The following is a 20,137-nucleotide window of genomic DNA, read 5'->3' as shown; positions in this document are numbered from 1 at the left end:
ATGTCGGCGGGGCGTCCTAGACTCGTGAGGCGATGAGCAGCCTCTTTGACGACAGCTTCCTGGCCGGCCTCCAGAACCACTCGGAGGAGCCGCCGCCCCACCCCGAGGACGACGAGCACGGCTCCCCGGCCGAGGAGGAGGTCCCGCACGACCTCTTCGGGGAGCACTTCGACGCGCCCCCGCCCGCCCGGGAGACGCACTACCGCGACGGCCACCCCCGGCCCGTCGTGGACCCCGCCGCGCTCCTGGAGGGGCTGAACGAGCAGCAGCGCGCCGCCGTCGTCCACACGGGCACCCCGCTGCTCATCGTCGCCGGCGCCGGCTCGGGCAAGACCCGGGTGCTCACCCACCGCATCGCCCACCTCCTGGGCACCCGGCACGTCCACCCCGGCCAGATACTGGCGATCACCTTCACGAACAAGGCCGCCGGCGAGATGAAGGAGCGCGTCGAGCAGCTCGTCGGACCGCGGGCCAACGCGATGTGGGTGATGACCTTCCACAGCGCCTGCGTCCGCATCCTGCGCCGCGAGTCGAAGAAGCTCGGCTTCACCTCCTCCTTCTCGATCTACGACGCCGCCGACTCCAAGCGGCTGATGTCGCTGGTCTGCCGGGACCTGGACCTCGACCCGAAGAAGTTCCCGCCGAAGTCGTTCAGCGCCAAGGTCTCGAACCTGAAGAACGAGCTGATCGACGAGGAGACCTTCGCCGACCAGGCCGCCGACGGCTTCGAGAAGACGCTCGCCGAGGCGTACCGGATGTACCAGGCACGGCTGCGCGAGGCCAACGCCCTGGACTTCGACGACATCATCATGACGACGGTCCACCTGCTCCAGGCCTTCCCCGACGTGGCCGAGCACTACCGGCGCCGCTTCCGCCACGTGCTCGTCGACGAGTACCAGGACACCAACCACGCCCAGTACACGCTGGTGCGCGAGCTCGTCGGCACCGGCTACGAGGACCTCGGCCCGGCCGAGCTGTGCGTCGTCGGTGACGCCGACCAGTCGATCTACGCCTTCCGCGGCGCGACCATCCGCAACATCCTCCAGTTCGAGGAGGACTACCCGGACGCGACGACGATCCTCCTGGAGCAGAACTACCGCTCCACCCAGACGATCCTCTCCGCCGCCAACGCCGTCATCGAGCGCAACGAGTCCCGCCGCCCCAAGAACCTGTGGACCAACGCGGGCGCGGGATCGCAGATCACCGGTTACGTCGCCGACACCGAGCACGACGAGGCCCAGTTCGTCGCCGACGAGATCGACCGGCTGACCGACGCGGGCGAGGCCAAGGCAGGGGACGTCGCCGTCTTCTACCGGACCAACGCCCAGTCCCGCGTCTTCGAAGAGATCTTCATCCGCGTCGGCCTGCCCTACAAGGTCGTCGGCGGCGTGCGCTTCTACGAGCGCAAGGAGGTCCGGGACGTCCTCGCGTACCTCCGCGTCCTCGCCAACCCCGAGGACAACGTCCCGCTGCGCCGCATCCTCAACGTCCCCAAGCGCGGCATCGGCGAGCGCGCCGAGGCGATGATCGACGCCCTGTCCCTGCGCGAGAGGATCACCTTCCCGCAGGCCCTCAAGCGGGTCGACGAGGCGTACGGCATGGCCGCCCGCTCGGCGAACGCCGTGAAGCGGTTCAACGCGCTCATGGACGAACTGCGCACCGTCGTCGAGTCCGGCGCCGGCCCCGCCGTCGTCCTGGAGGCCGTCCTGGAGCGGACGGGCTACCTCGCCGAGCTCCAGGCCTCGACCGACCCGCAGGACGAGACCCGCATCGAGAACCTCCAGGAACTCGCCGCCGTCGCCCTCGAGTTCGAGCAGGAGCGCGGCGAGGAGCCCGCGACCCTCGCCGAGTTCCTGGAGCAGGTCGCCCTCGTCGCCGACTCCGACCAGATCCCCGACGAGGACGAGGAGGGCCGGGGCGTCATCACCCTGATGACCCTGCACACCGCCAAGGGCCTGGAGTTCCCGGTGGTGTTCCTCACCGGCATGGAGGACGGCGTCTTCCCGCACATGCGCGCCCTCGGGCAGACGAAGGAGCTGGAGGAGGAGCGGCGCCTGGCGTACGTGGGCATCACGCGCGCGCGTGAGCGGCTCTACCTCACCCGCTCGTCGATGCGCAGCGCCTGGGGCCAGCCCTCGTACAACCCGGCCTCGCGTTTCCTGGAGGAGATTCCGCCCGCGTACCTGGACTGGAAGCGGACGGGGCCGATGGCCAAGCCCGCCGGGCCGACCTCGGGGATCACCTCCTCGCTCTCCTCCTCCCGCTCGCGCTCCGGCCCCTCCGGCTTCGCCACCCGGCGCGCCGGCGAGAAGCCGGTCATCTCCCTCCAGGTCGGCGACCGGGTCACGCACGACCAGTTCGGGCTCGGCACGGTCATGGCGGTGCAGGGCTCCGGCGGGGACGCCCAGGCGACGATCGACTTCGGCGACGACAAGCCGAAGCGACTGCTCCTGCGGTACGCGCCGGTCGAGAAGCTGTGACGAGTCGGTACGAGGAAGGGCCCCGGCGTCATCCGCCAGGGCCCTTCTCGTGGGCACTTCTCGTACGGGGAAGGCTCAGCCGAGCGGGTTGAGGCCGTGGCTCAGCAGCCAGGGCAGCGGGTCGATCGCGGAGCCGCCGCCGGGCCGGACCTCGAAGTGGAGGTGCGGGCCGGTGGAGTTGCCGGAGTTGCCCGAGTAGGCGATGACGTCGCCGGCCTTGACGTGACCCGAGCGGATCTTGGTGCTGCTGAGGTGGCAGTACCAGGTCTCGGTGCCGTCGGGGGAGGTCACGATCGCCATGTTGCCGTAGGCGCTGTTCCACTGCGTGCGGACGGTGCCGTCGGTGGCGGCCATGACGGGGGTGCCGTACTGCACGGGGAAGTCGATGCCGGTGTGCAGCGACATCCAGTTGACGCCGGCCTGGCCGAACCGGGCGCTGAGCTGGTGGAGCTTCACCGGCAGGAGGTACTTGGGGCGCAGCGCCTCCTTGCGGGCCGCCTCCTCCTCGCGCTTCTTCTTCTCGGCCGCCTGGCGGGCGCGGAGGTCGATGCGCTCCTGGGTGCGGCTGGCGCGGTCGCCGAAGTCGCGGGCGTCGGCGCTGAGCGCGGCGAGCTGGGTGTCGAGCGCGCTGTTGGCGGCGACCTGCTTGACCGAGGCCGGGTCGGCGGCGGCCAGCGCGGTCGTGTCGTCCTTCTGTCCGCCGGCCGTCTCGGGGTTGGTGAGGCCGCCGACGGAGGCGGCGGCGATGCCGGCGACCCCCATGACGCAGGCGGAGGGGACGGCGACGGTCAGCAGCGCGGACCGTTTGGCGGGGGTGCGGCGCCGGCCGCGGCTGCCGCCGGAGGAGCGGCGCACGGAGCGGCCTGCGAGGGAGGACTCCGTACGGAGCTCGACGGCCGGTCCGGCGGTCGGCTCGTCGTGGCCGTAGGCGTCGTCGTCCTCGCCGTCGAGGGCCTCCGGAGCTCCGGCGTCGGCCTCGGCGGGGTCGTAGGCCTCGTCGGCCTCGTAAGCGGGGTAGGTCTCGTCGGCCTCGTCCGAGGCGAGTCCCGCGTGCTCCTCGTGTTCCTGGCGCCCCTCGTGTTCCGCGGGGACGTACTCGAAGGAGAACTCGGCCGTGTGCTCGGCCTGCGGGGCGTACTGGTGGGGCACGACCGGCTCGGGCTCGGGGGCCGCGTGGTTCCACGCGGTCGCGTCGAAGGCGCCGGTCTCGGTCGCGAAGGCGGGGGCGGCCCACTGGCCGGTGGCGTCGTAGGCCTCGTAGCCGTACGTGCCCTGGGCGGCGTACGCGCCGGCGTGGACGGTCTCGTACTGGCCGGTGTGCTGGGCCTCGGTCCAGGCGGAGGCGTCCCACTGGCCGGTGGCGTCGTACTGCGTCGCGGTGGTGTCGTACTGCGTGGCGGTGGTCTCGTACGCGCCGGTGCTCTCGTAGGAGCCGGTGGCGTTCCACTGACCCGTGGTGTCCCACTGGCCGGTCGTGTCGTACTGCCCGGTGGTGTCGTACTGCCCCGTCGTCGCGTACGTGCCGGTGGCCGCGTACTGGCCGAGGTCCCACTGGCCGCTGTGGTCGGCCTGACCGCCGGGGTAGGCGCCGAACAGCGGGTCGATGGCGAAGCTGCCGGTGGTGTGGGCGCCGTCACCGGCGTACCCGGCGTGGGGGTGCTGGTCGTTCACCAACGTCTCTCTCGCCTCGGCAGCAGGACCAGTCCGGGGCGGGCCCGTGAGGGGTGTCCCGGGGGAAGCAGTGGCGCGACTGTACCCGGCGGTACGCGCGGCGGACAATCTTCGGCGGGGTTTGGGCCCGCAGGAAACGGGCAATCGGTCGCGTTTTGCCAGGTCGACTGCAGAGCTTTGGCCTTGTGTTCGATGAACGTTCGAAGAACGGTGTCGTGCGGTCAGGCGACGGAGGTGGCGCCGGGCTCCTCCTCCCGCGTTCCGACGGCCACCGGTCCGCCCGCGTCGAGGGCCTCCCGGACCCCGGCGGCCACCGTCGGGTGCACGGGCAGCGCGAGATGGCCGATGCCGCTCACCCGCACGTTGTGCACGAGCAGGTCGGGGTGGTCGAGACGGGCGGTCTCCACCGGGACCATCACCTGGTCCAGATCGCTCCAGAAGCTCACGAACCGGGTCCGGCAGTCCGGCGCGGGACCGGCGAGCTCCCGCAGGATCTCCGAACCGGGCCGCATCTGCCGCACCAGCGGATGCGCGTCGGCGAGCGGGGCCACCGTGGTGCCCGCGTGCGGGGTGCCGAGCGTGACCAGGGTGCGCACCCGGGAGTGGCCGTCCAGTCGCTGCACGTAATAGCGGGCGATCAGCCCGCCGAGACTGTGCCCGACGATGTCGACCTCGGCGTGTCCGGTGCGGGCGCGGACCTCGTCCACCCGGCGGCCCAGCAGCCCGGCGGCGGCCCGCAGGTCGCAGGTGAGCGGGGAGTAGTTCAGCGACTCCACGCAGCCACGGCCGTGCCGGAGGAGGGAGCGGCGGAGCATGACGAAGACCGACCGGTTGTCGACGAAGCCGTGGAGCAGGATCACCGGCCGGCTGCCCGGGGTGCTCGTCGTGGGCCGCGGGGCGGGGGAGAGCCGCTCGGCGACCATTCCGGAGGGGTAGAGGACGAGGTGGCCGGTGAGGATCGCGACTTCCAGCGCGGTGGCCTTCATGAGGGCGGTGACCTTGGCGAACTCCATGGCCGGCCTCCCGAACGGCACGCGGGGCCGAACGGTACGCCGGTCCGCCGTGCGCCGCGCCGCCCGGACGGCGGCACGAGGCGCGACGACCTCGTCACGGCTCCCTTCGCGACCGGCCCCGCTCGCGGCTGCTGGGCCCAGGAGGAGGGCCCGAAGCGGGGACGACGCAGAGCGAACATGTCCCATGTGTGATTTCCCCCTCGGGCGCCGTCGCGAAACGGTCCCGGTGCGGGATGCTGGGGATGACGTTCGTTCACCTCCCCGGCGGTCAGGCGCGGGGGTCGCATGTGGAGGCAGTGATGGGTGTGAGCGGTCCGATCCGTGTGGTCGTCGCCAAGCCGGGTCTCGACGGCCACGATCGCGGAGCCAAGGTGATCGCGAGGGCGCTGCGCGACGCGGGCATGGAGGTCATCTACACCGGGCTCCACCAGACCCCCGAGCAGATCGTCGACACCGCGATCCAGGAGGACGCCGACGCGATCGGCCTCTCGATCCTCTCCGGGGCGCACAACACGCTGTTCGTGAAGGTCCTGGAGCTCCTCAAGGACCGCGACGCGGAGGACATCAAGGTCTTCGGCGGCGGCATCATCCCCGACGCGGACATTCCGCCGCTCAAGGAGAAGGGCGTGGCGGAGATCTTCACGCCGGGCGCGACGACCGCGTCCATCGTCGAGTGGGTGAACGCGAACGTCCGCGTCGGCGCGTAGTCCGCTGCGCGGTGCGCCTGCGCCCCGGCCGACAGGGCCCTCCCCGGCCGGGAGGGCCCTGTCGGCGTCCGGGGGCGCCCCGGCCGGTCCGCCGCCTCAGGAGCCGGGTGGTGGTGCGGAGGCGTCCGGCGGGGGTGGCGGTGTGAGCTCGGCGCGCATCGCGGCGCGGAGGCGCAGGGTGGAGACCAGGCGCTGGAAGGCCTCCGACCAGTAGTCGCCCGCCCCGGGGGAGCTCTCCTCCGTCTCGTCCGGACGGGCCGTCAGGGACTCCAGCCGGCCCGCCGCCTCCGGGGCGAGGCAGCGCTCCGCCAGGCCCATCACCCCGCTGAAGCTCCACGGGTAACTGCCCGCCTCGCGCGCGATGTCGAGTGCGTCGATCACCGCCGCGCCGAGCGGCTCCGCCCACGGGACGGTGCAGACACCGAGCAGCTGGAACGCCTCCGACAGCCCGTGGGCCGCGATGAACGAGGCGACCCAGTGCGCCCGCTCCTCCACGGGCAGCGTCGACAGGAGCTGGGCGCGCTCGCCCAGGGACGAGGTGCCGGGGCCCGTCGCGGGCGGGACGGCGGGGGAGCCGAGCAGCGCGCGCGACCACGCCGGGTCCCGCTGTCGCACGGCGGCCCGGCACCAGGCGGCGTGCAGCTCGCCCTGCCAGTCGTCCGCGACCGGGAGCGCCACGATCTCCTCCGGGCCGCGTCCCCCGAACCTGGCGGACCAGGAGGGCAGCGGCGTCGCCTCGACGAGCTGGCCCAGCCACCAGGAGCGTTCGCCCCGGCCCGCCGGAGGCGTCGCCACCAGGCCGTCCCGCTGCATCGCCGCGTCGCACTCGTGCGGGGCCTCGACGGCGATCGTCGGCGTCGGGGCCGTCCGGTCCAGGCCGACGCAGGTGGCGGCCCGGGCCGCCATCCGGCCCGCGAGGGCGGAGGCCGGCAGAGCGGAGAGCAACTCGGCGGCGGTGGCCCGGACGTTGCGGCTGCGGTCGTCGAGGGCCTCCTCCAGGAAGCCCTCGTCGGCGTCGGAGAGCCCGGCCCGCAGCGAGTCCAGGAACATCAGCCGGTCCTCCGCCCGCTCGGCGGACCAGGTCGAGGCGAGCAGCGCGAGCCCGGCGGCCGGGTCCTCGGTCCGTACGGCGGAGAGCAGGGCGACCCGCTCGGCGAACAGGCCCTCGTCCCACAGCGCGCGGACCCCCTCGGCGTCCTCCGGGGACGGGAGGCGGCCGCCCGCCCCCCGGCCCCGGAGGGCGAACCTCCACTCGGGGTTGAGCCGGGCCAGCCACAGGCCGCGCGGGCCCGCCAGCCGTAGCGCCTGGGGGCGCAGATCGCTGCGGGCCCTGGCCGCGTCGAGCAGCGCGGGCAGGGCGGCGGGAGGCGCCTTGTAGCCGTGCCGGTCGGCGAGGACCAGCCACTGGGGGAGCAGCTCGGCCAGGTCGGGGGCGGCCCCGCGCCGCCCGGCGGGCGAGGGCGCGGTCCGGCCGGCGAGCAGCTGGTCGAGACGGAGCCGGGCGGCCTCGGGCAGCGGCGGCCGCGGATCCTCCGGCGCGGGCTCCGGCAGGGGCGCGGCGGGGCCGGGCCGCAGCCCCGCCCTGCGTCGTACGGTGTGCAGCGCGGCGGCGTCGAGCAGCACGCCCGGCAGGTCCCGGGCCGCGGCGGAGCCCGCGGGCGCGGCGGGGGGCCGGCGGTCCGTCCCCAGCATCGCCGAGCTGACGAGCTCCTCCCAGGACGGGGCGGACGCGTCGTCGGCGGTCGTTCCCGCAGCCGGGGCGGCGGGGGTGGTCGCGGTCGTGTCCATCGGGCTCCTCCGGTGGGCCGGTGCGCGGTGGCCGGACGTCATATGAGGGGGACCGTCTCGCCCGGGGCCTCCGGCGACCAGGCGGCGAGGGGGGTGAACCCCCGGTGCCCGACCTCCCCGAAGACGGCCACCGGGGCGCCGCCGGACAGGGCGACCAGGCGCCAGAGGCCGGGCCGGGACTGGGCGGCGGGCGTCAGGGGCAGTGCTTCGCGGCCGTCGGCGTCGGCGAGCTGCCAGCCGTACTCCGCGCGCACCGGCACGACCTGACCCAGCGTCACGGGCCAGGAGTCCAGCCACGGGTCCTCGCGGAGCGCACGGCCGTACGCGTCGAGCGTCGTGCCGACCGGTCCGCCCGCCGGCGGGGCGACGGGGCCCGCGACCGGGACGAACCGCTCGCCCGGCTCCGCCCGCACCTGCCCCGAGCCGGTGTGCGGCGTCAACTCGCCGTCCAGCAGGGCGCCCACGGGGAGCGCGAGCTGCGGCGCCCGGCCCGCCGCGCCGAAGGAGAGCAGGAGTGCGGTGCGCCCGGTCGTCGAGCCGTGCAGCCAGATCCGCCGGGTCGTCAGCCGGGTGTCGGCCGTGTCGTACTGCGCGAGGACCAGCCAGTGGTCGCGCACCGGGGCGCCGTCGGCCGGGGCGGTGAGGCCCACCCGGGTCCGCACCGTCGTCGCGAACGGGGCGGGCAGCCGGTCCGCCGCCAGCCAGGCCCGGCCGAGGAGGTGCGTCAGCGCGCACTCCTCCAGGAGCCGCACCGGCCAGCCCGGTCCCGAGCCCGGTATCGCCCCCAGCTCCCGGACCCGCCCGGCGAGCCCCGGCGCCTGGGCGTCGACCATGCGGGCCGCCGTCTCCTCCCACAGCCCGTACCCCGTCTGTCCGGCCACCGCCAGACCGCCGCGCAGCAGGTCGGCGAGCCGCTGCTCCAACTCCCGCGCGCCCGAGGTGATCCGGGCCGCCCTGCGCTCGGCCCGGCGGCGCGCCGCCTCCGGATCCGCCGTCGCCCCCGGGGCCCCCTCCCCGGCCCGCGGGTCCGCGCTCGCGGCCCCGCCGCGCCGCGCGGCGAGCCACTGCGCGGCCCAGTCGGGCGCGGGGCGGTCCTCGGCGGCGATCCCGTCCGCCGCCCGGAGCAGCAGCAGGCCCAGCGCGTGCTTGCAGGGGGACTTCCGGCTGGGGCAGCCGCAGGAGTACGCGGGCCCCGTGGTGTCGACGACCGTCCGGTACGGCGTGCTCCCGCTGCCCTTGCACAGGCCCCAGACGGCGCCGTCGCCGCAGCCCGTCTCCGACCAGGGCCCGGCCGTGCCGAGCTCGCTCCCCGCTCTGCGCGACGCTTCGTCAGGAGCCAGCGCGAGCACCTGTTCCGCCGTCCGGCGCACCCCCATGGCATTCATGTCGTCGAAGGTAGAGGCCGCCACTGACAACGCCCCCGGGCCGAGGGTTCGGGGCGGGGCGGAGGCGGGGAGATTTGACTTTACCTTCCCTTTACGATTCTCTGCGGCGACCGCCGAACCGCGCCACGCCGTCCAGGGGAACCCATGAACCGCACCGTCCGCACCGCCGTCTCGGCCCTCGCCGTCGCCGGCCTCGCCCTCGGCCTCGGGGCCTGCTCCGAGGCCGCCGAGAAGGCCGCCGACCAGGTCGACAAGTCCGTGAACGAGACCTACGAGGTCACCTACGAGGTCGGCGGCGAGAACGTCGAGTCGATCGACTACCACGCCGGCGGCGGCACCGCGATGGATCCGAAGATCGAGTCCGAGAAGAAGCCCGCCACGCCGTGGAGGAAGACGGTGACGCTGAAGGGCATCATGCCGCCGGCCGTCATGCCGGTCTCGCTCGACCCCGCCGACCTCACCTGCAAGATCATCCACAACGGCAAGGTCATCAAGGAGGCCAAGGGCCAGGAGGCGACGGCGGGCGGCTGCGTCGCCGTCTCCCCGATCGTCGGCTGACCCTCCCTCACCTCCCCAACCGGCCCTGACCAGCGGCGACATCCGATTGTCAGTGGCATGGTGCACGGTGGATCGCACAGCAGGTCGAACGATCTGGAGGGGGATCCATGCCCGTGCCCGAAACCATCGCGAAGCCCGGTTCCGGTGTCGAGACGGACACCGGACCGGGACGGCCGCAGACCGCCACCGAGGCCCTGCGACCGCACGCCGAGCACGCCTTCGCCCACGAACTCGCGGCCCTCGCCGCCGCCGACGACCGGCCCCGGCCCGCCCGCTGGCGCCTCTCCCCGTGGGCCGTCGCCACCTACCTCCTCGGCGGCACGCTCCCCGACGGCACCGCCATCACCCCCAAGTACGTCGGACCGCGCCGCATCGTGGAAGTCGCCGTCACCACGCTCGCCACCGACCGGGCGCTGCTCCTCCTCGGAGTCCCCGGCACCGCCAAGACCTGGGTCTCCGAGCACCTCGCCGCCGCCGTCAGCGGCGACTCCACCCTCCTCGTCCAGGGCACCGCCGGCACGCCCGAGGAGGCCATCCGGTACGGCTGGAACTACGCGCGACTCCTCGCCCACGGCCCCAGCGAGGACGCCCTCGTCCCCAGCCCCGTGATGCGCGCGATGTCCCAGGGCATGACCGCCCGGGTCGAGGAGCTCACCCGCATCCCCGCCGACGTGCAGGACACGCTCATCACGATCCTGTCCGAGAAGACCCTGCCCGTCCCCGAGCTCGGCCAGGAGGTGCAGGCCGTCCCCGGCTTCAACCTGATCGCCACCGCCAACGACCGCGACCGCGGCGTCAACGAGCTCTCCAGCGCCCTGCGCCGCCGCTTCAACACCGTCGTGCTGCCGCTGCCCGCGACCCCCGAGGCCGAGGTCGACATCGTCGCCCGCCGGGTCGAGCAGCTCGGCCGCTCCCTGGAACTGCCCGTCCCGCCCGCCGGCGCGGACGAGATCCGACGGGTCGTCACCGTCTTCCGCGAGCTGCGGGACGGGGTCACCACCGACGGCCGGACGAAGGTCAAGTCCCCCTCGGGGACGCTCTCCACGGCCGAGGCGATCTCCGTCGTCACCGGCGGACTCGCCCTCGCCGCCCACTTCGGCGACGGCGTCCTGCGCCCCGGGGACATCGCCGCCGGCATCCTCGGCGCCGTCGTCCGCGACCCGGCGGCCGACCGGGTCGTCTGGCAGGAGTACCTGGAAACGGTCGTGCGGGAGAGAGACGGCTGGAAGGACTTCTACCGCGCCTGCCGCGAGGTGAGCGCATGACCTCCACGGCCACGGCCCCCCACGCCTCCCGCCCACCGGACCCGCCCCGGGACGAGCCCCCGGCCCCGGGCGCCGGGCCCCGCTCCGGCGGGGACGGCGGGTGGCACGGGGAGCCCCTGCTGCTCGGGGTGCGGCACCACGGGCCCGGATCCGCACGGGGCGTGCGGGCCGCGCTGGAGGCGGCGCGGCCCGCCGCGGTGCTCGTCGAGGGGCCCGCCGAGGCCGACGCCCTCGTGGCGCTCGCCGCGGACCCGGACATGCGGCCGCCCGTCGCGCTGCTCGCCCACGCCGTGGACGATCCCGGACGGGCCGCCTTCTGGCCGATGGCCGACTTCTCGCCCGAGTGGGTCGCGATCCGCTGGGCCCTCGACCACGGCGCCGCCGTCCGCTTCGTCGACCTGCCCGCCGCCCACACCCTCGCCGCCGCCGACCCCACCTGGAGGGACGAGGAGGAGGCCACGGGCGGCGGCCCGAGGATCGACCCGGTCGCCGAACTCGCCGGGGCCGCCGGGTACGAGGACGCCGAGCGCTGGTGGGAGGACGTCGTCGAACTGCGCGGGGACGGCGACCCCACCGCCCCCTTCGAGGTCCTCGCCGAGGCCATGGGCGCCCTCCGCGAGGCGTACGGGCACGGCGGCCACCCCCGCGACCTCGTCCGCGAGGCGCACATGCGGCTCAAGCTGCGCGCCGCCCGCAAGGAGTTCGGGGACTCCGTCGCCGTCGTCTGCGGCGCCTGGCACGTGCCCGCCCTCACCCGCAGGACCACCGTCGCCGCCGACAGGGCCCTCCTCAAGGGCCTGCCCCGGGCGAAGGCCGAACTGACCTGGGTCCCCTGGACCCACCGCAGACTCGCCCGCCGCTCCGGCTACGGCGCCGGGATCGACGCGCCCGGCTGGTACGGACACCTCTTCGCCGCTCCCGACCGGCCCGTCGAGCGCTGGATGACGAAGGTCGCCGGGCTCCTCAGGGCCGAGGACCACCCCGTCTCCCCCGCCCACGTCATCGAGGCCGTCCGGCTCGCCGAGACGCTCGCCGTCCTGCGCGGCCGCCCGCGCCCCGGCCTCGACGAGACGACCGACGCCGTCCGCGCCGTCCTCTGCGAGGGCTCCGACGTGCCGCTCGACCTCGTCCGCGACCGCCTCGTCGTCGGCGACGTCCTCGGCGAGGTGCCGGCCGGCGCCCCCGCCGTACCCCTCCAGCGCGATCTGGACCGCCGGAGGCGCACCCTGCGCCTCAAGCCCGAGGCCCAGGAGCGCGAGCTCGGACTCGACCTCCGCAAGGAGACCGACGGCGAGCGCAGCCGGCTGCTGCACCGGCTGCGCCTCCTCGGCGTCCACTGGGGCGAGCCGGCCGCCGGACGGGCCGGCACCGGCACCTTCCGGGAGACCTGGCGGCTGCGCTGGGAGCCCGAGCTGCACGTCCGGGTCGCCGAGGCCGGCGTCTGGGGCACCACCGTCGAGGCCGCCGCCACCGCCAGGGCCGAGTCCCGTGCCCTCGCCGCGACCGCCCTCGGCGACGTCACCGCCCTCGCCGAGCAGTGCCTCCTCGCCGGGCTCACGGACGCGCTGCCGGTCGTCATGCGGGCGCTCGCCGACCGGGCCGCGCTCGACACCGACGTCGCCCACCTCGCGCAGGCCCTCCCGGCCCTGGCCCGCGCCCTGCGCTACGGCGACGTCCGCGGCACCGGCACGGCGGCCCTCGACGAGGTCGCCGCCGGGCTCGCCGAGCGGATCTGCGTCGGCCTGCCGCCCGCCTGCGCCGGACTCGACACGGACGCCGCCGCGCAGATGCGGGACCGGATCGACGCCGTCCACACGGCGATCGGCCTCCTCCCGGACCGCCCCGACCTCGTCGACCGGTGGGCCGGGGTGCTGCGCCGGCTCGCCGACCGCGACCGGACCCCGGGCGTCCTGCGGGGGCGGTCCGCTCGGCTGCTGCTCGACGAGGGCCGGATCGCCGACGGCGAGGCCGCCCTGCTCATGAGCCGTGCCCTCTCGCCCGGCACCCCGCCGGCCGACGCCGCCGCCTGGATCGACGGCTTCGTCGGCGGGGCCTCCGGCGGCGGACTGCTCCTCGTCCACGACGAGCGGCTCCTCGGGCTGGTCGACTCCTGGCTGACGTCCGTCCCGGCCGAGGCGTTCACCGACGTCCTGCCGCTGCTGCGGCGCACCTTCTCCGGTTACGAGCAGGGCGTGCGCCGCACCCTCGGCGAGCTGGTCGCCCGCGGCCCCCGGCCCGGCGGGGCCGGGCCCTCCGCGCCCGGCGTGCCCGGCTTCGCCCCGGACCCCGACCCCGAGCGGGCGGACGCCGTGCTGCCGCTGCTCCACCTCATCCTCGGAACGGAGGCCCCCGCATGACGCACACGACGCCCACCGACGACGAGCGGCTGCGGCGCTGGCGGCTGGTCCTGGGCGGCGGGGAGGCCGACGGCACCGGCCGGACGCTCACCGGCACCGACGCCGCCATGGACGGAGCCCTCACCGCGCTCTACGACCGCCCGGGCGGGAGCGGCCCCCGCACCGGACGGGACCGCACGGCAGGGCTCGGCGCGTCCGCGCCCTCCGTCGCCCGCTGGCTCGGCGACATCCGCACGTACTTCCCGAGCTCCGTCGTCCAGGTCATGCAGCGCGACGCCATCGACCGGCTCGGGCTCGCCGCCCTCCTCCTGGAGCCGGAGATGCTGGAGGCCGTCGAGGCCGACGTGCACCTCGTCGGCACCCTCCTCTCCCTCGGCAGGGCGATGCCCGAGACGACCCGGGAGACCGCCCGGGCCGTCGTCCGCAAGGTCGTCGACGACCTGGAGAAGCGCCTCGCCGCCCGCACCCGCACCACCCTCGCCGGCGCCCTCGACCGCTCCGCCCGGATCAGCCGCCCCCGCCACCGGGACATCGACTGGGACCGCACGATCCGCGCCAACCTCAAGCACTACCTGCCCGAGCAGCGCACGGTCGTCCCCGAGCGGCTCGTCGGCCACGGACGCGCCTCCCGGGGGGTCAGGAAGGAGATCGTGCTCTGCGTCGACCAGTCGGGCTCCATGGCCGCCTCCGTCGTCCACGCCGCCGTCTTCGGCGCGGTGCTCGCCTCGATGCGGTCGCTCGCGACCCGCCTCGTCGTCTTCGACACCTCCGTCGTCGACCTGACCGAGCAGCTCGACGACCCGGTCGACGTCCTCTTCGGCACCCGGCTCGGCGGCGGCACCGACATCAACCGCGCCCTCGCCTACTGCCAGTCGAGGATCACCCGCCCCGCCGACACCGTCGTCGTCCTCGTCAGCGACCTCTACGAGGGGGGCATCCGGGACGAGATGCTGAAGCGGGTCGCGGCCATGAAGGCCTCCGGCGTCCAGTTCGTCGCCCTGCTCGCGCTCTCCGACGAGGGCGCCCCCGCCTACGACCGGGACCACGCGGCGGCGCTCGCCGCGCTCGGCGTCCCCGCCTTCGCCTGCACGCCCGACCTGTTCCCGGAGATCATGGCGGCCGCCCTGGAGAAGCGCCCGCTGCCGGTGCCCGAGGACTGAGGGTGCGGAATCCGTCGCCGCGGGACCACCCACACGGGCGCGCCCGGCCCCACTGAGGTCCATATCACACTCGCGGCGGAACGACCCTCACCCCGGCCCCCGGCGCGTCGTGAGAACCCCGAAGGCCGGTCCCCGCCTGCCACGAGGGGGCTCCGGCCCCGTCCCGCCGCCCCTACGGACAGCCCCCCGGCCCGTACGTTCTGTGACCCGTATCACCGCTCTGGTGTGACCTGCGATTTAGGGACCCACGGCCCACGGGGATAACCTGCGAGACGGACATGCCGCGTCCACGGACTCCGTGAACGCCTCCCTTGTGACAGCGCAGTCACGTTGCCCTCCGCGGCACGCCCACGCAGACAACGAACCGCGATCATCAGAAAAGGGACGGACGCGCGTGGACCTGTTCGAGTACCAGGCGAGGGACCTCTTCGCCAAGCACGGTGTACCGGTGCTGGCCGGTGAAGTCATCGACACGCCTGAGGCGGCGCGCGAGGCCACCGAGCGTCTTGGCGGCAAGTCGGTCGTCAAGGCGCAGGTGAAGGTCGGCGGCCGCGGCAAGGCCGGCGGCGTGAAGCTGGCCGCCACCCCGGACGAGGCCGTCGCCCGCGCGACGGACATCCTCGGGATGGACATCAAGGGCCACACGGTCCACAAGGTGATGATCGCGGAGACCGCTCCGGAGATCGTCGAGGAGTACTACGTCTCGTACCTCCTCGACCGCACCAACCGCACCTTCCTCGCCATGGCGTCCGTCGCCGGTGGCATGGACATCGAGGAGGTCGCCGCGACGACCCCCGAGAAGCTCGCGAAGGTGCCGGTCGACTCCAACAAGGGCGTCGACATCGAGAAGGCCCGCGAGATCGTCGCCCAGGCGAAGTTCCCGGCCGAGGTCGCCGAGAAGGTCGCCGAGGTCCTCGTGACCCTGTGGAAGACCTTCGTCGCCGAGGACGCCCTCCTCGTCGAGGTCAACCCGCTGGCCAAGGTCGCCTCCGGCGAGGTCATCGCCCTCGACGGCAAGGTCTCCCTGGACGCCAACGCCGACTTCCGCCAGCCGGAGCACGAGGCGCTCGAGGACAAGGCCGCAGCCAACCCGCTCGAGGCTGCCGCCAAGGCCAAGGGCCTCAACTACGTCAAGCTCGACGGCCAGGTCGGCATCATCGGCAACGGCGCGGGCCTCGTCATGTCGACGCTGGACGTCGTCGCGTACGCCGGTGAGAACCACGGCGGCGTGAAGCCGGCCAACTTCCTCGACATCGGCGGCGGCGCCTCCGCCGAGGTCATGGCGAACGGCCTGGAGATCATCCTCGGCGACCCGGACGTCAAGTCCGTGTTCGTCAACGTCTTCGGTGGCATCACCGCCTGTGACGAGGTCGCCAACGGCATCGTGCAGGCCCTGGAGCTCCTCGCCTCGAAGGGCGAAGAGGTCACCAAGCCGCTGGTCGTCCGTCTCGACGGCAACAACGCGGAGCTGGGTCGCAAGATCCTGTCGGACGCCAACCACCCGCTCGTGCAGCGCGTGGACACCATGGACGGCGCGGCCGACAAGGCCGCCGAGCTCGCGGCTGCGAAGTAAGGGACAGGGGAAACCACAGCCATGGCTATCTTCCTCAACAAGGACAGCAAGGTCATCGTCCAGGGCATGACCGGTGCCACGGGCATGAAGCACACCAAGCTCATGCTCGGTGACGGCACCAACATCGTCGGCGGCGTGAACCCGCGCAAGGCCGGCACCAAGGTCGACTTCGACGGCACCGAGGTCCCGGTCTTCGGCACCGTCGCCGAGGCGATCAAGGAGACCGGCGCCAACGTCTCGGTCCTCTTCGTCCCGCCGGCCTTCGCGAAGGCCGCCGTGGTCGAGGCGATCGACGCCGAGATCCCGCTCGCCGTCGTCATCACCGAGGGCATCGCCGTCCACGACTCGGCCGCGTTCTACGCGTACGCCGTCGAGAAGGGCAACAAGACCCGCCTCATCGGCCCGAACTGCCCCGGTCTCATCACCCCGGGCCAGTCCAACGCCGGCATCATCCCGGGCGACATCACGAAGCCGGGCCGCATCGGCCTGGTCTCGAAGTCCGGCACGCTGACGTACCAGATGATGTACGAGCTCCGTGACCTCGGCTTCTCCTCCGCCGTCGGCATCGGTGGCGACCCGGTCATCGGCACCACGCACATCGACGCCCTCGCGGCGTTCGAGGCGGACCCCGACACCGACCTGATCGTCATGATCGGTGAGATCGGCGGCGACGCCGAGGAGCGCGCGGCCGACTTCATCAAGGCCAACGTCACCAAGCCGGTCGTCGGCTACGTCGCGGGCTTCACCGCGCCCGAGGGCAAGACCATGGGCCACGCCGGCGCCATCGTCTCCGGCTCCTCCGGCACCGCCCAGGCGAAGAAGGAGGCCCTCGAGGCCGCCGGTGTCAAGGTCGGCAAGACGCCGACCGAGACCGCCAAGCTGGCGCGCGCCATCCTCGCGGGCTGAACAGGCTGAAACGCACAGCGGCCTGACAGGCGGCACGCGAGTGGGCCCCGCCCCTCCCGGGAGACCGGGAGGGGCGGGGCCCGCTTCATGTCCGGCGGCCGGGGGCCGCCCGGCGGATCGGGGGCGGAGAGGCCCCGCCGGCCGCCGGGATCAGGGCGGGACCGACCCCGGCCGGCCCCCGGGACCAAGGCCGGACAGGCCCTAGCCGACCGCCGGGACCAGCCGTTCCGGGCCCGGGTTGGGCTCGGAGCGCAGCTTGTCGCGGAGCTCCACGTCCTCCGGGCTGAGCTTCTGGGGGCCGCCGCGCACCGGCACGCCGTTGACGGCCTCGCCGGGGGCGTTCACCGGGATGTAGCGGGTCGGCGCGGTCGCCGCCGTGAAGCCGGTCATCACGATGAGGACCGCCGTCATCCCGAGCACCGCCCGCGTCCAGCTGCGGGCCCGGCGCTCGCTGCCCGTCCGGACGGCGCGGGCGGGCGGCAGCTTCGCCGTCGGAGCCTCTGCGACCAGCGCGCTCAGACACCGGTGCAGGGCCTCGGGCTCGGCGAGCTCGGGGATCCGCTCGCCGAGGACCGTCCGGGCGTGCAGCAGCCGGTTGGCGGCGGCGGGCGTGCTCGCCTCCGTCTCGGCCGCCGTCTCCGGCAGGTCCAGGCCGAGCCCGTCGTAGAGCAGGACGGTGCGGCGGTACGGCGGCGGCAGTTCGAGGAGTGCGCCGAGCAGCGCCCGGCGGTCCGCCTCGGCCGGCGGGGCGTCGGGGTGCCGGTGGGCGCGCCGGAACCGGTGCCAGGGGGAGAGGGCGTACTCGTACGCCGCCGCCCGCACCCAGCCCGCGGGGTCGGCGTCCACGGCGACCTCGGGCCAGTGCTGCCAGGCGTGGTGGAAGGCGTACTCGACGGCCTCCCGGGAGAGCCCGCGGCGTCCGGTGAGCAGGTACGTCTGGTGGACGAGGCCGGACGCGGCGTGCGCGTACAGCGCGTCGAAGGCCTCCTCCGGGGTGAGGGCCGGCGGCCCCGCCGGGACGGCCGGCTCCGCGGGGGCCTCCGCCGCCACCGGTTTCAGCCGCTCCGGCGGCTTCGCGGGGCCTTTGCGGGCGGGGCCCGGTGAGATGGCCGGCGCCGGCGACGGGGCCCGCGGCGGCTTGGCGGCCCGCTTGGCGGCGGCCCGGGGGCGCACGCTGCCCGAAGCCGACGACTGCGGCTGCTGCTGGGGGTGCGGCTGTGCCTGCGGCTGCGACCAGACCGGCTCCGCCTCCGCCCGGGGCTCGGCCTCGGGGCGTACGGGATCCGCGGGCCCGGGCGTGCCGAGCAGCTTCGCGTACGCCTCGCGCTTGCGGCCCCGGGGCGCCGAGCGTCCGGTCTCCCAGGACCTCACCGTGGCCTTCGTGACGCCCATGGCCTCGGCGACCTGCTCCTCGCTCAGGGCGAGGGCCTCACGCAACCTGCGCCGCTCCTTCGGGGCCGGCAGGGGGACGGAGGATGCGGAATCCGCGGTGCTCCGGCTCATCGGCGTCGACCTCCCGCAGAGCTGCTCTGGGCGGAAAAGTACATAAACGTATATTGAGCGACACAACGGATGTTTGCCTGTTACGCGGTGAAAGCGCGTGTCGTTGGCAGCATGGCCCCGTGACCCATGTGACCGAGCAACCCCTGGTCCAGGGCGGTCGTTCCGCCGCGCTCGCCACCGCCTGCGTCCGGGGCGGGGTCGCCGCCGGACTCGGCCTCGGCGTCCTCGCGGTCCTGGTGATCGCGGCCTGGATCAGCTCCCCGTATCCCGACAGCGGTCCCGTCGGCGCCCTGCACGTCGCCGCCGGCATCTGGCTGCTCGCCCACGGCGTGGACCTGTTCCGCGCGGACACCCTGTCCGGCCTGCCCGCGCCCCTCGGCATCGCCCCGCTGCTGCTCGCCGCGCTGCCCCTCTGGCTGGTGCACCGGACCGCCCGCGACACCCTCGACCCGGGGGACGACGGGACCCGGCCGCGCCCCTCCCCGGGCGGCGCCGTCGCCGCCGTCGCCGGGGGATACCTGCTGGTGGCGGCCGCCGTCGTGGTCTACAGCGAGAGCGGCCCGCTGCCCGCCGACCTCGTCACGGCCGGGCTCTGGCTGCCCGCCGTCGTCACCGGCGCGGCGGGGGCGGGCGCCTGGACGGCGCTGGGCCGCCCGCTGCCGGGGCAGCGGCAGGCCGCCGCGGCCCTGCGCGCCGCCGGGCTCGGGACGCTGACGCTGCTCGGCGGCGGCGCGGTGGCCGCGGCCGGCTCGCTCGCCTGGCACGCGGGCCGGGCGCAGGCCTCGTTCGAAGGGCTCGCGGGGGAGTGGTCCGGTCGGGTGACGGTCCTGCTGCTCGTCCTGGCGCTGCTGCCGAACGCGGCCGTCTGGGGAGCCGCTTACGGCCTCGGGCCCGGCTTCGTCCTCGGCGCGGGAGCGCTCGCGACCCCGCTGGGCCTCGTCGGCGATCCGGCCGTGCCGCCCTTCCCGCTCCTGGCGGCGCTGCCCTCCGAGGGGCGCGGCACCTGGTTCCACTGGGCTGCCCTCGCGGTCCCGCTGGTCGCCGCGGTGGTCCAGGGGCACCGCGTGGGCCGGGCCGCCCGGACCTGGGCGGCCCGGGAAGCGGCCCTGGCGGCGCTCGGCGCGGCCGGGGGGTGCGGGGCGGCCGTCGCCGTCCTGGCGGCCGCGGCGGGCGGCCCGCTCGGCACCGGCCGGCTCTCGGCGTTCGGCCCCGTGTGGTGGCAGGCGGGCGCGGCGGCGGTGCTGTGGGGGGTCTGTGCGGGGGTGCCGGCGGCGCTCGGAGTACGGGCCTGGGGCCGCCGGGCGCCGCGCTCCGAGAAGTCCCGGCCGTCGGCCGTGCCCGTGCCGGCACCCGTGGCCGCGTCCGTCGCGGAGGGCGGTCCCGCGGCGGCCCCGTCCGGACTCCTGGCGGCCCTGTCCGGGCTCGTGGCGTCCCGGCCCGGCCCCGTGGAGGTCCGGCCGGAGGCGACCGCGTCCAAGGCGACGACGTCGCCCGGGGCCGGCACCGACGGGGGGACCGGCACCGACAGGGGGGTCCGGACCGGCGCGGACCCGCAGGGCGGCTCGTCCGCCGTCCCGTCCCCCGACCGGTACGCCGCCCCGTACGCCGACCCCTTCGGCGACGACCCCGGCTACGAGCCCTACGACTTCCTCCCGGCGGCCTGGGAACCCTCCTCGCCGCCGCCCCCACCGCTGCCGCCGCTGCCGCCTCCGCCGTCGTCGCCTCCGCCCGCCTCCGACTGACGGCGGCCGGCTGCTCCCGTACCGGCCTG

At 74.8% G+C, this 20,137-nt stretch carries 14 protein-coding genes; 9 read left to right on the top strand and 5 right to left on the bottom strand.

The window, feature by feature from the left end; translation table 11 throughout:
* Window positions 1-32 precede the first annotated feature (32 nt).
* Window positions 33-2,480, top strand: a complete 2,448-nt coding sequence (gene pcrA / locus ACFYUZ_RS08170) for a DNA helicase PcrA (RefSeq protein ID WP_389307081.1) — start codon at window positions 33-35, stop codon at window positions 2,478-2,480.
* A 75-nt stretch (window positions 2,481-2,555) separates the two neighbouring features.
* Here the strand turns inward: pcrA and ACFYUZ_RS08165 are convergent, their stop codons facing one another.
* Both ACFYUZ_RS08165 and ACFYUZ_RS08160 read right to left on the bottom strand, forming a co-directional pair.
* The gene (locus ACFYUZ_RS08165; protein ID WP_389307080.1) at window positions 2,556-4,151 is read right to left on the bottom strand and encodes a M23 family metallopeptidase; all 1,596 of its coding nucleotides are present in this window, start codon (window positions 4,149-4,151) and stop codon (window positions 2,556-2,558) included.
* A gap of 221 nt (window positions 4,152-4,372) precedes the next feature.
* A complete protein-coding gene (locus ACFYUZ_RS08160) occupies window positions 4,373-5,164 on the bottom strand; it encodes an esterase/lipase family protein (RefSeq protein ID WP_389307079.1) in 792 nt (263 codons plus the stop codon).
* Between the two features lie 299 nt (window positions 5,165-5,463).
* Here ACFYUZ_RS08160 and ACFYUZ_RS08155 point away from each other — a divergent pair, with 299 nt between their 5' ends.
* On the top strand, window positions 5,464-5,871 hold the full coding sequence (locus ACFYUZ_RS08155; RefSeq protein WP_389307078.1) for a cobalamin B12-binding domain-containing protein: 408 nt from the start codon (window positions 5,464-5,466) through the stop codon (window positions 5,869-5,871).
* Between the two features lie 96 nt (window positions 5,872-5,967).
* Here ACFYUZ_RS08155 and ACFYUZ_RS08150 read toward each other — a convergent pair whose 3' ends face one another.
* Both ACFYUZ_RS08150 and ACFYUZ_RS08145 read right to left on the bottom strand, forming a co-directional pair.
* Window positions 5,968-7,659, bottom strand: a complete 1,692-nt coding sequence (locus ACFYUZ_RS08150; protein WP_389307077.1) for a DUF5691 domain-containing protein — start codon at window positions 7,657-7,659, stop codon at window positions 5,968-5,970.
* 38 nt (window positions 7,660-7,697) lie between these two features.
* Window positions 7,698-9,044: an SWIM zinc finger family protein gene (locus ACFYUZ_RS08145; RefSeq protein WP_389307076.1), complete on the bottom strand. Its 1,347-nt coding sequence runs from the start codon at window positions 9,042-9,044 to the stop codon at window positions 7,698-7,700.
* A gap of 144 nt (window positions 9,045-9,188) precedes the next feature.
* Between ACFYUZ_RS08145 and ACFYUZ_RS08140 the strand changes: the two genes are divergently transcribed.
* The 6 genes from ACFYUZ_RS08140 to sucD all read left to right on the top strand — a co-directional run bounded on the left by ACFYUZ_RS08140 (window position 9,189) and on the right by sucD (window position 16,863).
* Window positions 9,189-9,602 carry a hypothetical protein gene (locus ACFYUZ_RS08140; protein ID WP_389307075.1) on the top strand — a complete coding sequence of 138 codons (414 nt, stop codon included), beginning with the start codon at window positions 9,189-9,191 and terminating at the stop codon, window positions 9,600-9,602.
* 107 nt (window positions 9,603-9,709) lie between these two features.
* Entirely contained in the window at window positions 9,710-10,867 is a 1,158-nt protein-coding gene (locus tag ACFYUZ_RS08135) for an AAA family ATPase (protein WP_389307074.1), read from the top strand.
* Complete coding sequence (locus ACFYUZ_RS08130; protein ID WP_389307073.1) at window positions 10,864-13,224, top strand: DUF5682 family protein; 2,361 nt, start codon at window positions 10,864-10,866, stop codon at window positions 13,222-13,224. The genes ACFYUZ_RS08135 and ACFYUZ_RS08130 overlap by 4 nt, the downstream gene beginning before the upstream one ends.
* Window positions 13,221-14,384, top strand: a complete 1,164-nt coding sequence (locus ACFYUZ_RS08125) for a vWA domain-containing protein (protein WP_389307072.1) — start codon at window positions 13,221-13,223, stop codon at window positions 14,382-14,384. The genes ACFYUZ_RS08130 and ACFYUZ_RS08125 overlap by 4 nt, the downstream gene beginning before the upstream one ends.
* A gap of 394 nt (window positions 14,385-14,778) precedes the next feature.
* Window positions 14,779-15,957 carry an ADP-forming succinate--CoA ligase subunit beta gene (sucC, locus tag ACFYUZ_RS08120; RefSeq protein WP_123454825.1) on the top strand — a complete coding sequence of 393 codons (1,179 nt, stop codon included), beginning with the start codon at window positions 14,779-14,781 and terminating at the stop codon, window positions 15,955-15,957.
* 21 nt (window positions 15,958-15,978) lie between these two features.
* Window positions 15,979-16,863, top strand: a complete 885-nt coding sequence (gene sucD / locus ACFYUZ_RS08115; RefSeq protein WP_389307071.1) for a succinate--CoA ligase subunit alpha — start codon at window positions 15,979-15,981, stop codon at window positions 16,861-16,863.
* A gap of 201 nt (window positions 16,864-17,064) precedes the next feature.
* Here the strand turns inward: sucD and ACFYUZ_RS08110 are convergent, their stop codons facing one another.
* Complete coding sequence (locus tag ACFYUZ_RS08110) at window positions 17,065-18,366, bottom strand: sigma factor-like helix-turn-helix DNA-binding protein (protein WP_389307070.1); 1,302 nt, start codon at window positions 18,364-18,366, stop codon at window positions 17,065-17,067.
* Window positions 18,367-18,485: 119 nt separating this feature from the next.
* On the opposite strand from ACFYUZ_RS08110, the gene ACFYUZ_RS08105 reads away from it, so the two are divergent.
* Entirely contained in the window at window positions 18,486-20,108 is a 1,623-nt protein-coding gene (locus ACFYUZ_RS08105) for a DUF6350 family protein (protein ID WP_389307069.1), read from the top strand.
* The last annotated feature ends 29 nt before the right edge of the window (window positions 20,109-20,137 follow it).

Source organism: Streptomyces sp. NPDC004266, from assembly GCF_042874095.1.
Taxonomy (GTDB): domain Bacteria; phylum Actinomycetota; class Actinomycetes; order Streptomycetales; family Streptomycetaceae; genus Streptomyces.
This window is presented reverse-complemented; position numbering and strand designations above follow the sequence as displayed.